Source organism: Virgibacillus ainsalahensis (genome assembly GCF_055380755.1).
In genome coordinates this window covers 984,988-998,958 of the sequence record NZ_AP043943.1, presented here as the reverse complement: position 1 = coordinate 998,958, position 13,971 = coordinate 984,988, and the positions used below count along the sequence as shown (strand labels likewise).

The following is a 13,971-nucleotide window of genomic DNA, read 5'->3' as shown; positions in this document are numbered from 1 at the left end:
GTCAATCCTTGTGGCGAAAGGGCCTAGCTGAATCTATGCAGGATGAAAGTTTTAACTTTTGTATGAAAACAACTGTTATTAGAACGGAAAATTATTCAGAATAACCACCATCAACCAAGATTATACCTTTTTGGTTGGCTCTTTTCATAAATTTTATCGCCCCTTAACGTCGTAATTGATATAAAAGACGAAGTAACTTGAAATGAAGGCTGATGCTTTACCCGCTACGGAAATACACTACGCGCACCTTAGGGCTCGCGCTGAGCCTCCTCGCTCGCAAAGAACGCTCGCTGTGGGGTCTCAGGCGTCTTCGCTTTCCCGCTGGAGTCTTCGTGTATTTCCTTCGCTGGATTGTGCACTGCAACTTATCGCATTTATTGTTTGATTTAAGTCACGTAATAGTTATGCACTTTTAAGATAGTTGATTGAAGCGGAGGACCGTTGACTCCAGCGGGAACAGCACGTGTCTGAAGACCCCGCAGAGTGGGTTTCTCGAGGAGGCTGAAGCCGTGCCCGCGGAAAGCAACGGTCCGCAGCGGAAATCAACATAGCAGTTACTTCGTCTTTTATATCTTTTGTGTCAAAAGTAAGAAAGCCTTTCGATGTCACAGTCCCAAGCGTATAGGAGACAGTCTTCTGGTTAAATTAGTTGTTTTCATTATACATTATAGATGGTGGCGGCATGCTCTTAATCGCGATGCTGGGTCAAAAAAAGAGCCCATCCAAAGGCTCTTCTTACCTGTGCTCACTCACCGAATCCCGGTAAACGATTCGATGCGGAATGATAATACGCTTCGCAGGCTCATTTTTATTTACAGCTTTTTCAATCAGTGCTTTTGCCGACTGTGCTCCCAGTTCATGTATTTGTACATCGACGGTTGTGAGTGCAGGGCGGATAATTTCGGATAGATATAAATTATTGAAGCTGACCACCGAAATATCCTGTGGCACATGGACACCGGATTCTTCCAGGGTACTGATTACACCAAAGCTCATCAAATCATCACTTACTACGATCCCGGTCGGTGGAATTTTCAGGGAAAGCAGCGTTTCCACAGCTTCCTTCCCTCCTGACTTCAGGAATTCAGCATGGATTTTATAAGCTTCAGCATGTTTAATACCCGCCTCCTCCAGTGCTGCAGTGTACCCTGTTTCCCGGTCCATGGTTACAAACAGATCCCTCGAACCACCAATAAAAGCAATCTTTTCATGGCCCTGACCGATTAAATACTGCGTAATTTCCTTCCCAGCTATGAAGTTATCATTATCCACATGTGTGATTTCATTGATATTTTTATAGGGTTTACCGACAATTACAAAAGGAAAGTTATTTTCCCGTAAAAAGTGCATCACCCGATCATTAAGACGGGAATAAAGCAGGATAACTCCATCTACACTTCTGCCAAAGACCATCCGCTCCACCTCAGAAAAAATTTCATCTTCGGTTTGCCCGCTTGAAAGGGTAATGGAGTACTGCATGTCATGTGTAACCGATCCGATCCCCCGTAAAATCTCCGGGAAGAACGGGTTTTGCAATGCTTTATCAGCAGGCGACGGCATGATAACACCAATTGCCTTCGTCGATTTCACTACAAGATTCCGTGCATTGATATTGGTATGATAACCGAGCTCTTTCATTGCTTTTCGTACTTTTTTCTTTGTCTCGGGACTAATCCGTGGATTATCTGCGATGACTCTGGAAACCGTAGAGGGAGATACTCCTGTTGCCTTTGCCACATCTTTTATTGTTACCATGTTCTCCACCCTCTAATTGTTTATTTTGCTACGTTAATTTCACGCTCATTCCGCTCCCGTAGATTATAACATTTTCCCTCCCTTACGCCCAGTTACATCTATGAACATTTCTTTATATTCAGCTTTAAAACGATTATCCTTTTATACCGCCAGCCGTTAATCCGGATACGAAATATTTCTGCAAGGATAAGAAAAGAATAGCAATCGGAACGGCAATTAAAATACTTCCGGCAGCAAAAAGTGTAAATTCACTTCCATATTGCCGAGAGACCAATTCATATAACCCCACCGCAAGCGTGTATTGTTCCGGTTGGCGCAGAATAACCTTTGCCAATATGAAATCGGTAAATGGTGTGATGAATGAAAACACTGCTACAACAGCGATCATCGGTTTTGCTAATGGCATAATAATTTGCCAGAAAATCCGGAAATGACCTGCCCCGTCCATCCTTGCACTTTCATCCAACTCTTTCGGGATCGAATCCAAATAACCCTTCATCAGCCATGTATTCATAGGAATCGCACCACCGATATAAATAAGAATCAACCCGAGATGGGTATTAATCAAACCGGTAACATTGGCTAATACGAAAATTGCAATCAATGCGGCGAAGTTAGGGATCATTTGCAGAATCAAAAAGGTAACCAATCCATTTTTTCTGCCAATAAAACGGTAACGGGAAAAGGAATATGCCATTAGACTAACGGTTATGACAGAGGCAACCATCGCAATAATACTTACTTTTAGCGTGTTCCAATACCACACCAGATACAGACTTTCATCCGTATTGAATATTTCCTTATAATGATTCCATGTCGGATTTTGGGGAATGATACTGAAATTGGAAATACTTGTTCCAGGTGTCAGTGATGCCCCGAAAACCCATATTAGTGGGTAGATGATAACCACGGCCATGATTGCTACAATAAAATAGGTTATTGTCAATCTGATGATTTTTGATTTTTTCATATCCATATTACATCATATCCTCTTCCTGGAATGACTTCGTTCTTCTGAATTGCCAAATCGCCACAGCTATAACAAACGCGGACATAATCATCGTAATCGCTGCTGCCATACCATATTGCTGTGTCGACATCGTTAAATCATAAATCCACGAAATTAAAATGTCTGTTCCGCCGGCATTTTGTCCAGGCATTGCAGGTCCGCCACTGTTGAACAGGAAAATCACATTAAAGTTATTAAAGTTAAACGTATATTGTGTAATCAATATCGGTGCGACGGAGAACATGATCAATGGCATGGTAATTTGCTTGAATTTCTGGAAAGCATTGGCCCCATCAATCGTTGCCGCTTCATATAGTTCATCCGGTATTGACTGCAGGACACCGGTTACCATAACAAAAATAAACGGAAAACCAAGCCATGTCTGAATCATAATCAGAGCAATCCGTGTCCAAAGCGCATCGGTCATCCATGGAATTGCATCAATCCCCAGCGCACTCAGAATCACATTATTAATAGCACCGAATGACTCATTAAACATCCCGGAAAAAATCAGGATGGAGACAAATGCAGGAACCGCCCATGGCAGGATAAGCAAGGTACGAATGATTGCTTTTCCTTTTAAATCCTTCTGGTTAACTATAACCGCCAAAAAAATGCCCAATGCGATTTGCAGTGTGGTGGCTCCAAACGTCCAAATAAGCGTCCAGGCAAACACGCTGAAGAACGTTTCACGCCATACCTCAGTTGTAAACAGATTTACAAAGTTATCAAATCCAACCCAATCTGTTAACTGTGCCGGCCATGTATGATATAAATCATAATTTGTAAACGCAAGTAAAAACACAAATATAATTGGCAAAATTACGACAAATAAAAGTAAAAGGAAACCTGGTGTTAACATCAAATACGGAAACCCGCTGTCTATTAAATTATGGTATTGCTCACGGACAGTGTTAAGATGCTGCCCCATGTCGCGCCTTTCGCCATTTTTATATGCATCACGTAAATTGAGTGCCATAAAAATAGCAGCTAATATAAGTAGAAATATCGCTATGATTCCATATACCATCAAGAAAATCGAATTATCCCTAGGCAGCTGCTCACCAAGTGTAAGAACCCCCCATATCCCGATATCAATAAAGTCCCAAAAGGCAATGAGGAAAGCTGCTCCTAACACTAAAAACAACGATCCTTTCAGAAATTGCCGATTATAAAATTGTCCCAACCCAGGTATAATGGAAAGCCATGTTGCCGTTTTTCTGTGATTGGATTTGTAAACATTTTTCATTTGAAAGAGACTCCCCTCTTTAAAGCCGTCTGCTATTTTTAAAACCAGGCAGACAATGAATCTAGTGAATATGCAGGTAGTATCTTAATTGGATAAGATACTACCGACAATAATTAATTAGTTAGCTCCACCATGGTTTGTTTCAATGTTTTGGATAATCAGTTCGACTGATTGTTCCAATGCTTCTTTCGGTTCCGCTTTATCGGTAGCTACGGTTTGTACCGCTTCTGCTATTGGATCCCAAACCTCTGCCATTTCTGGAATGGACGGCATTGCTACAGCATTTTCTGACTGCGCCATAACTGCTGCAGCTCCTTCATTTTCACTAACCCATTGATCATCTTCCAACAGTGATACCAATGGAGGAATTTCATCTGTTAATTCATAACGTTTTAAGGCGTTTTCTTCATTTGTAATATATTCAACAAATTTTTGTGACCACTCTTTATTGTCAGTGAAATTCGTAACAAACCAGCCTTTAACACCCATGTAAGTTCCCATTGGCTCTCCATTCGGTAAATCAGGCATTGATGCTATTCCAATATCAATTCCGGAATCACGATAATCTTTGAACGCCCATGGGCCATTCTGAACCGCCATTGCTCTGCCTTCTTTAAAAAGACCATTCATCTGATCATTCGAAGTTTCCCCGATGATCCCACTTGGGAATAACCCTTCATCATACCAGGTGTTAATATATTCAAGCGCTTGGACACCTTGTTCATTGTTTAACCCTATATCTGTTACATCGTCACCAAATACGTAGCTTCCAAATCCTTCAAAGACCCCATGACTATGATAAAAATCATCCCAAAGTGCCAGGAACCCATAATCATCTCCTGCGGCTGCTTCTTCGGACAACTCATAAACCTCATCCATGGATGCCGGTGCTTCTTCCAACAGTTCTTTATTGTAAATAAATACAGTAGTCTCCGTGGCTTTTGGCAATCCGTAAAGCTCACCTTCATATTCAAACGCTTCCACAGATGATTCTGTGAACTGGTCCAGGATATCATCACTTACATCAAGCGGTGATATGTATCCTTTAACAACAGATGGCCCCACCCCATCATGTGACATCGTTACAACGTCAGGCGCATTTTCCGTATTTCCATCCAATGCAAGGTTTTCCTGCATTTCCGTAATGTTATATTCCACATATTCAATTTCAATTCCATGTTCCTCTGTAAACTTCGCTGCAGCATCCTCCAATGCAGCTCCTTTATCCTGATCTTCCCAGACAATCAATTTTTCCGGTTTTTCCGTACTTTCTCCCTCCGCACTTCCGCCGTCATCCGTACCTTCATTAGCCGGTTCATCGTCCGGACCGCACGCAGCAAGTATTCCAAGAATAAGTAGCATTGCAAATAAAGCCATGAATCCCTTTCTCATTTTATTGACCTCCCCTGATTTTTTGCAAACGTTTGATCATATACATGAATGAAAACGTTTGCACATATGCTATATTTGTATTATACATCCTTTTTATAAAAAATCAACATAAAATTTAAAATATATAGATTGATTAATCATTATTACACCAGCAAAGGTATCGCTTACATGAATGGAGTTAGCATTGCCGCTGGCTTTACCCAAATTCGGCAACTTATTAATATTATGATTTCCTCCCGTTACTCACTTGTGCAATCGTTTGTTTACTTGAGTAAAGTTCCCTGTCCTCCTTTCCGCTTTAAATATTTCATAAAAAAAGACCCTTTTAAAAAGAGTCTCTCAGGCTATGTTAGCTATTTCTTTACAAAATATGAAGTTGTTTATAATTATAAGACAAACGTTTTATGCTACAAAAACAAAATACAAAATGAATAAAAGACAAAGCACATACATAATCGGATGTATTTCTTTAAAGCGCTTTTGTGCAATTAAAGATAGGGGATAAAGCACAAAGCCAAATGCAATACCGTTTGCTACACTGGAAGTGAGAGGCATCATGATAATCGTTAAAAACGATGGGATTACGATTTCTAATTTACTCCAGTTTATCTTACTTATTTCCATCGCCATCAACGCCCCCACGATAATCAATGCAGGTGCCGTAACTTCCGTAGTAATAACAGCAAGAACGGGTGAAAAGAATAAAGCAATCGCAAAACAAGCAGCAATGATGATTGCAGTAAAACCTGTTCTTCCACCGACTGATATACCAGCAGAAGATTCAACACTTGTGGCAGGTGTGGATGTTCCCAATATGGCTCCGACTACCCCGGCTGAAGAATCAGCAAGCAATGCTCTTCCTACATTTGGGATCTTATTATCTTTCACCATTCCTGCTTGACTGGTAAGCCCAATTAATGCGCCAGCTGTATCAAAGAAGGCAACAAATAGAAATGTGAAGATAACTGCTACTAATTCAGGGGTAAAAATCTCATCTAAGTGAGAAAACACAACACCAAATGTTGGCTCTATACTCGGTATTTCCCCAAAGATGGATGAAGGAATACTAATTAATCCCACTATCATCCCGATAATCGTTGAAATTACCATACCATAGAATATCGCCCCATTGATTCCACGTACTAACATAAATATCGTAATGACCAGACCAAATACAGCCAGTGCGGTCGTAGGTGTTGTCAGGTTTCCAACCGTAACAAACGTATCTGGATTGGAAACAATAATACCTGCGTTTTTCAACCCAATAAATGCAATGAAGAATCCGATCCCGGAAGAAATCGCAAGTTTTAAATTCTGTGGAATGACATTAATAATCTTCTCCCTGATTTTCATTAAACTTAATATCATAAAAATGAACCCGGCAATGAAGACCCCCGTTAAGGCTACTTCCCAATCTACCCCCATCCCGATAGTAACGGAAAAAGTAAAAAACGAATTCAATCCCATACTAGGCGCAATAGCGATCGGGTAGTTAGCAAGTAAACCAATCAGTAGTGTACCGATGATAGCAGTAACAGCCGTTGCGGTAAATACAGCGCCCCTATCCATACCCGCCTGGCTGAGGATAAGTGGATTTACGACTAAGATATACGCAACGGAAAGGAAGGTTGTCACACCTGCCAGGGTTTCCTGTTTAAAGGAAGTATTCCGTTCTTTAAATTGAAAAAAATTCTTCATGATATACAATCTCCTGTTCTGCTATATTACACGTATGAAGGAGGTTCCTATCCACTAAAAAAACTTTGGCCACAAACATGCCAAAGTTTCTCTACAAGGAATTAAAAAATATCATTTATATTTCCATTCCTTGTAGACTAGCTATTTAGGGTAACTGGTAGAAACGTCCAAGCCGTATTCTTGAACTTATACAAGGTAAACTATTCATTTAAATAATAGAAGAATAATAACAAGTTTACATTAATACGTCAATGGGAAACTTTCCAAGCAATTTCTGTAGGCAGTGCGAAATCCTTTTTCTAATCCACTTTAGATTCAATGCGTGTCTTTTTCTTTTTGTTTGGGTAACATACATATATAAATATTATTAAAAGGAGACGGTAATATATGGTTGAAAATAATAGCAAGTCAAATAGATTAATCAATGAAAAATCCCCATACCTGCTCCAACATGCCAATAACCCAGTGGAATGGCACCCATGGGGAGATGAAGCATTCAAAAAAGCTAAACAAGAAAATAAACCGATCTTCCTTTCTATCGGCTACTCAACTTGCCATTGGTGTCATGTTATGGCCGAAGAATCATTCGAAGACGAGGAAGTGGCTTCCCTTTTAAACGAACATTATGTATCCATTAAAGTTGATCGGGAAGAACGGCCGGATGTGGATTCTGTTTATATGAAAGTATGTCAGATGATGACAGGTCATGGTGGGTGGCCGCTTACTGTTTTTATGACACCAGATAAAGTCCCCTTTTACGCAGGCACCTATTTTCCAAAAAACAGTAAATATGGCATACCTGGAATTATGGACGCATTGGAACAACTCCATGCAAAATACCATCAGGATCCTGACCATATAGTAGAAGTCACAAAGAGTGTAACAAATGCACTGAATCGGACAGTAACAGAGAAAAGTGAACACCGCCTGCCCAAAGATACAATGGACAAAGCCTATCAGCAGTTAGCCAAAAGCTCTGACTTAGCCAATGGCGGTTTTGGGAGTGCACCTAAATTTCCGATGCCGCAAAATTTGCTGTTTCTGTTAAAACATTATCATTTCACAGGGCAGACACCTGCCTTAAAAATAGTCGAAAACACCTTAAAGGCGATGGCACAAGGAGGAATATTCGATCATGTTGGATTTGGGTTCTCTCGTTATTCCACAGATGAGGAATGGCTTGTCCCCCATTTTGAAAAAATGCTTTATGATAATGCATTACTGTTAACCGTCTATACCGAATGCTATCAGGTTACAAAAGACCCCTTCTATAAACAGATAAATGAACAGATCATTACCTTTATCAAGCGGGAAATGACGAGTGACGAAGGGGCATTTTATTCAGCTATCGATGCGGATTCAGAAGGTGTGGAAGGCAAATATTATGTTTGGGAGTATGAAGAAATATTCGACATCCTTGGCGAAGAACTCGGTGATCTGTACAGCTCTGTATATTCCATCACACCACAGGGAAATTTTGAAGGGCAAAACATCCCGAATCTGATTGGCAAAAATATAGAACATGAAGCACGGGAAAATAACTTGTCTCCAGAAGCATTACAGGAACAATTGGAAAATGCCCGTAAAAAACTTTTGGAGAAACGAGAAAAACGCACCTATCCTCATGTCGATGATAAGATTTTATCAGGTTGGAATGGCATGATGATTGCAGCATTGGCAAAAGCAGGAAAGGCTTTTAGAAATAAGGAATATACGAACCTCGCTGAAAAAGCAATGCAATTTATTGAGGAAAAACTGTTTCAAGAAAACCGCCTGATGGCCCGCTACCGGGACGGGGAAACAAAGTATAAAGCATATATTGACGATTACGCATTTTTGCTTTGGGGCTATATCGAATTATACGCGTCCACATTTGACCTGGATTACCTAAAAAAGTCCAAAACACTCGCTGACCAAATGATTGATCTGTTTTGGGACGAGACCAATGGTGGCTTTTTCTTCAGCGGAAAAGACGCTGAAAAACTGATCGCCGAAGATAAGGAAGTCTATGATGGTGCGATTCCATCAGGGAATAGTGTTGCAGCAGTTATGCTTACCCATCTAAACTATTTAACAGGTGACACATCTTATCTCGATAAAGTGGAGGAAATGGATGGGACATTTTATGAAGATATAAATCGAATGGCTTCTGCAAGTCCTTTCTTCATTCAAAGCCTGCAGCTCCGGAAAAACCCGACAAAAGAAGTTGTCATACTCGGAGCAAGCGATGACCCCGAGCGAATTGAACTGATTCATCAGCTGCAGGAAAGATACCTGCCAAATGTCATGATACTCGCAGGAGAAGAGCCAGAGCAGTTCGCCACTGTCGCTCCATTTGCCTCCGGATATAAACAGACCGCTGGTAAAACAACGGTTTATGTATGTGAGAACTTTGCCTGTAAACAGCCAACAATAGATATTAACCAGGCGCTGGAAATGATACTGGAACATTAACGGTGGAGTGACGTTTCAACTGCATGAAACGTCACTTTTCCTGTATACTTAAATCATTAATGAATAACAAGGGGAAATTAATATGGTGAAAATAAAAATGAATGTCCAAACCGCATACCACGGTGAACTGCTTCGTGCCGGCAAAGTTTATGAAATTGATGAAGCAATTGCAGAGCGCTGGATTGCCAGTAAAATAGCCGAAAAAACAGAAGAAGAATAGTAAGTGATATAGATTGAAGGAGAAAAACAGTCATCAGGACAATCTGTTGACTGTTTTTTAGCTTAACACACAGGTGTTGTGGAACGATGACATAAAACTTAGTCACCTTATTAGAAAACTTGGCTAAACACCCAAGCTTTTATGACGAAAAGCCTTAGTTACATTTATACAGTAAGAAAGTTTTCTTAACTGCCAAAAAAATAAGACCACCTTCACAAAAGGCGGCCTTATTTCTGCATCTATCTATTGGCAAAAAATTCTTCTGCCTTATCCAAGAATACTTCCTGGCTTGGCTCCAAATCATATTCTTCCTCTATCGCATCAACCGGACAAACCGCTTTGCATGCTCCACAATCTATACAAACGTCTGGATCTATGTAAAACTGATCCGGACCTTCTTCGATACAGTCAACCGGACAAACACTCACACACTCTGCTGATTTCTCCGGTCCACACGGATCCAAAATAACGAAAGCCATCTATGGTGTACCTCCTTATATTCATTAAAACTATCTATCTCTATTTAATGATAAGGGTTTATTTAATGCAAGTAAACAGCTTATGGTAAATCCATTAAATCCTTTCAAAATACAAATGATAATGCAACGAGCACCCTGGATTAAATGATGCTTCACATTCAGGACAAACATTCCCGCTTTCTAGATATTGCTTAATCGTATGCTCCGTACCGCAGGATCCACATAAAATTGCTTTCTGATCAAATCGCTTGCGTGGCCAAACCTGTCCCCCACCACAGCCATACTCGTGATGACACTGATAGCATGGGAAATATTCTCCGCAACAATAAAATTTGATTGCGATACGGTCGTTTGACTGGTGATAATGCCTGCATCGGGTTTCTTTATCAATTGCACCTTTTATTTGTTTATCATGGATTTCCATTTTAACCTCCCCCTTTCTATCAAAACTTAACGATTTACCGAAAAATTTCTATCCATATATTATACAGAAAATTATTATTTCTGTACATGTTCAATGGTTTCTCGCTAATTTAAAGATCATAAGTTTTGATTATCAACTGCATGGGTAAATATTAATATCAAACGAAAAAGGAGTTTTATTAAAACATGAAAACGTATAGTGTAGCACCAAATGTAGATGCAACAGGATGGTTTGTTAAACTGGAAGATGTTGCACCAGAAGAAGTCTATGATGCAAAAGATGCAGCCATCGAAGCAGCTGAACAGATGGCGAAAGAAAATAGTCCAAGTAAAGTGGAAATCCTGGATGAGTACCATAATATCATTGAAGAAAAAAGATACTAAACACCACTTTACAGCAGGGTTGGAGGAATTTCCCTTTAACAATCAGGGTAAATACCCATTAAATACATTTTTCACTGAAAGGTGAGACGGAGATGGTACAGAAAAACAAAAATAAGACAGGCCTGCTTGTTGGAGCAGGGACTGTAGCAGCAGGTTTAATCCTGATTCTAAGCAATACAAAAGCCCGGAAGAAACTAAAGGAATCATCTAGTCAGATGAAGGATTCCGTCAGCAATTATGCTTCAACTGTGAAAGAAGATCCTGCCGGGACAAAAAATATGATTATTGATAAAGTGAAGCGTACCACCGAAATTACGAAAGATGCCGTGAACAAAATCCAGCAAATTCTGGATAATCAAGGGCAGGAAATCAAGGAAACGACACAGGATATGGTGGAACAATCCAAGGACGTTGTTTCAACTGCCAAAGACGCACAAGAAGATTTGAAAGAAGTAAGCAGTGATATGAAAGATGCAAAAAACGAGATGAAACCCTCTTCCCAACAGAAAAAGTCCAAAGAAACCGATCATCATGTACTCGATGAACCGATAAATAAATTTTAAGCTGTGAAAGGTAATTCCTCTCACAGCTTTTTTTATTTCTTCAGTTTTGCAAGTTGTTCCGCCAGTGCATTGTTCGCAAATCCATCATCCTGATTCTTCAAATACTTATTTACATCTTTTTTCGATACCTTATGTTTTTTCTCCCGTTGTTTCCGTTCATTGAATGTAGAAAGTTTTTCTCTATGACCACATTTGCAGATGAACATTTTCCCTTCGCCTTCCCCACGAAGTTCCAGGCGCTTATGGCAGTTTGGACAGCGTGCATTGGTACTTTTGGCAATATTTTTCTTATGCCCACAGGACCTGTCCTGACAGACAAGCATACGTCCATGTTTATTCTTAATCTCAAGCATGAGTTTTCCACAGTCCGGACATTTCGTCCCTGTCATGTTGTCATGCTTGAATGTTTCATCACTATTTTTGATTTCCTGGACAACTTCCCGGGAATAGCTTTTCATTTCATTAATGAATGTATCCTTTTTTAATTTCCCTTCCGCTATCAGGCTCAGCTTATTTTCCCATTCTGCTGTCAATGCAGGTGAGCTTAAATCTTCGGGTACCAGATCGAGCAACTGTCGGCCCTTGGCTGTGATGAAAATATATTTCCCCTTCATTTCCATGTACATGCTGTTGAACAGCTTTTCAATGATATCCGCCCTTGTTGCAACCGTTCCAAGCCCTCCTGTTTTATTGATCGTCCTAGCCAAATGCTGTTCATCCGAGCTCATATAACGAACTGGATTTTCCATTGCCTGAAGCAAAGCCCCTTCCGTAAAGCGCTCTGGCGGCTTCGTTTCACCAGATGTCATTGATACGTTCATTTCTTTGAAGGTATCTCCTTTTTCAACTGCAGGTAAACGCTGATCTCCCTGACTGTCCTCATCGTCCAGGCGATTATCGTAAATTTCTTTCCAACCCTGTTTTTTGACAATTTTACCCTTTGCTGTGAAATGCTCATTTGCAATTTCTGCTGTAATCGTAGTCTGTTCATATTCATACGGGTCAGAGAGCACGGCCAGGAACCGTTTCACAACCAAATCATAAATTTTACGTTCTTTGTCGTTAAGGTCTTCCAGAATGGCCGGTTCTTCTGTCGGAATAATTGCATGGTGATCACTGACTTTCGCATTGTCCACAACTGCTTTGGACAGTTTCAGATCTTTTTTCATTATTTTTGTAGCGGGTTTCGCGTACTGATCCACACCACAGGCCCTCACACGATCCTTCAATGTCGGCACAATGTCACTGGAAAGGACCCTTGAATCGGTACGTGGGTATGTCAGAACCTTATGCTGCTCATATAATTTCTGCATGAGAGACAGGGTCTGTTTCCCTGAAAAATTGAATATCCGGTTGGCATCACGCTGTAATTCGGTTAAATCATAAAGCTGTGGTGCAAATTTTTTCTTATATGCTTTAGCCACATCCGTAACGTTAGCCGGTTTATTTTTCAGCTTTTTGAGAATTGCATCTGCTTTTTCTTTGGAAAACATCCGGCTATTTTTTTTCGTGTCCTGCCATGTCAATGTAAACCCTTTATTCGTCTTTGCTTCGATACCGTAAAATTTCTTTGGCTTGAATTCCCTGATTTCCTGTTCCCGTTTGGCAATCATTGCAAGTGTCGGTGTCTGTACACGCCCACTTGACAGCTGGGCATTAAATTTCGTCGTCAAGGCACGAGTCGCATTCAGGCCAACATACCAATCCGCCTCAGAACGAGCCACCGCTGAAGCATAGAGATTTTCATATTTCTGTCCAGGCTTCAGGTTTTTGAACCCATCACGAATTGCTTTATCGGTAACGGATGATATCCACAAACGTTTCACCGGCTTTTTCGCACGTGCTTTCTCAAGAATCCAGCGTGCAACAAGCTCTCCTTCTCTTCCTGCATCTGTGGCAATAACGATATTACTCACATCATTCCGGTTTAGCTGCGTTTTCACTGTATTAAACTGTTTTCCGGTCTTTTTGATCACGACTAATTTCAGTTTTCCCGGCAGCATTGGCAAATCATCGAGCTTCCATGTTTTGTATTTATCGTCATAAACTTCCGGGTCAGCCAGTGTCACCAGGTGCCCCAGCGCCCATGTTACGATATATTTTGAACCTTCCATGAAGCCATTGCCTTTTTTGCTGCAATTCAATACGCGTGCAATGTCACGGCCCACAGAAGGTTTCTCTGCAAGTACTACTGTTTTACTCATTTCCTAAAATCCTCTCTTTAAAGAAACATCTAATTCTATTTTATCATAAAGGCTCTTCTCGCAAGACTCTTTTCGTAAAGATTGTTGTTATTCCCTTCTTCTGCTCACGCACACCCTATAGCACTGTACCATACACTAACC

Annotated in this window: 12 protein-coding genes and 1 riboswitch; of the genes, 4 read left to right on the top strand and 8 right to left on the bottom strand. The window is 40.5% G+C overall.

What is annotated here, in order from left to right; all coding sequences use genetic code 11:
• Positions 1–735: 735 nt before the first annotated feature.
• From ACZ427_RS04615 to ACZ427_RS04595, 5 genes are all read right to left on the bottom strand, one after another.
• Positions 736–1,755, bottom strand: a complete 1,020-nt coding sequence (locus tag ACZ427_RS04615) for a LacI family DNA-binding transcriptional regulator (RefSeq protein WP_461179883.1) — start codon at positions 1,753–1,755, stop codon at positions 736–738.
• Positions 1,756–1,888: 133 nt separating this feature from the next.
• The gene (locus tag ACZ427_RS04610) at positions 1,889–2,731 is read right to left on the bottom strand and encodes a sugar ABC transporter permease (protein WP_461179884.1); all 843 of its coding nucleotides are present in this window, start codon (positions 2,729–2,731) and stop codon (positions 1,889–1,891) included.
• A gap of 1 nt (position 2,732) precedes the next feature.
• Positions 2,733–4,013 (bottom strand): ABC transporter permease subunit, encoded by a 1,281-nt coding sequence (locus tag ACZ427_RS04605; RefSeq protein WP_461179885.1) that lies wholly within the window; start codon positions 4,011–4,013, stop codon positions 2,733–2,735.
• 117 nt (positions 4,014–4,130) lie between these two features.
• Complete coding sequence (locus ACZ427_RS04600; RefSeq protein WP_461179886.1) at positions 4,131–5,405, bottom strand: extracellular solute-binding protein; 1,275 nt, start codon at positions 5,403–5,405, stop codon at positions 4,131–4,133.
• A gap of 402 nt (positions 5,406–5,807) precedes the next feature.
• Positions 5,808–7,103 carry an NCS2 family permease gene (locus tag ACZ427_RS04595; RefSeq protein WP_461179887.1) on the bottom strand — a complete coding sequence of 432 codons (1,296 nt, stop codon included), beginning with the start codon at positions 7,101–7,103 and terminating at the stop codon, positions 5,808–5,810.
• Between the two features lie 113 nt (positions 7,104–7,216).
• Positions 7,217–7,317, bottom strand: a riboswitch (purine riboswitch).
• Positions 7,318–7,490: 173 nt separating this feature from the next.
• Between ACZ427_RS04595 and ACZ427_RS04590 the strand changes: the two genes are divergently transcribed.
• On the top strand, positions 7,491–9,557 hold the full coding sequence (locus ACZ427_RS04590; RefSeq protein WP_461179888.1) for a thioredoxin domain-containing protein: 2,067 nt from the start codon (positions 7,491–7,493) through the stop codon (positions 9,555–9,557).
• Positions 9,558–9,639: 82 nt separating this feature from the next.
• Positions 9,640–9,777 carry a hypothetical protein gene (locus ACZ427_RS04585; RefSeq protein WP_461179889.1) on the top strand — a complete coding sequence of 46 codons (138 nt, stop codon included), beginning with the start codon at positions 9,640–9,642 and terminating at the stop codon, positions 9,775–9,777.
• Between the two features lie 239 nt (positions 9,778–10,016).
• On the opposite strand, the gene ACZ427_RS04580 is transcribed toward ACZ427_RS04585, so the two are convergent.
• Both ACZ427_RS04580 and ACZ427_RS04575 read right to left on the bottom strand, forming a co-directional pair.
• Positions 10,017–10,256 (bottom strand): indolepyruvate ferredoxin oxidoreductase subunit alpha, encoded by a 240-nt coding sequence (locus ACZ427_RS04580; RefSeq protein ID WP_461179890.1) that lies wholly within the window; start codon positions 10,254–10,256, stop codon positions 10,017–10,019.
• A gap of 94 nt (positions 10,257–10,350) precedes the next feature.
• Complete coding sequence (locus ACZ427_RS04575; protein WP_461179891.1) at positions 10,351–10,680, bottom strand: CHY zinc finger protein; 330 nt, start codon at positions 10,678–10,680, stop codon at positions 10,351–10,353.
• 185 nt (positions 10,681–10,865) lie between these two features.
• Between ACZ427_RS04575 and ACZ427_RS04570 the strand changes: the two genes are divergently transcribed.
• Together ACZ427_RS04570 and ACZ427_RS04565 are read left to right on the top strand one after the other, a co-directional pair.
• Positions 10,866–11,063 (top strand): DUF2188 domain-containing protein, encoded by a 198-nt coding sequence (locus ACZ427_RS04570; RefSeq protein ID WP_461179892.1) that lies wholly within the window; start codon positions 10,866–10,868, stop codon positions 11,061–11,063.
• Positions 11,064–11,155: 92 nt separating this feature from the next.
• Positions 11,156–11,626, top strand: a complete 471-nt coding sequence (locus ACZ427_RS04565) for a hypothetical protein (RefSeq protein ID WP_461179893.1) — start codon at positions 11,156–11,158, stop codon at positions 11,624–11,626.
• A gap of 32 nt (positions 11,627–11,658) precedes the next feature.
• Here the strand turns inward: ACZ427_RS04565 and ACZ427_RS04560 are convergent, their stop codons facing one another.
• Positions 11,659–13,830 (bottom strand): DNA topoisomerase III, encoded by a 2,172-nt coding sequence (locus ACZ427_RS04560; protein ID WP_461179894.1) that lies wholly within the window; start codon positions 13,828–13,830, stop codon positions 11,659–11,661.
• Positions 13,831–13,971: the final 141 nt, after the last annotated feature.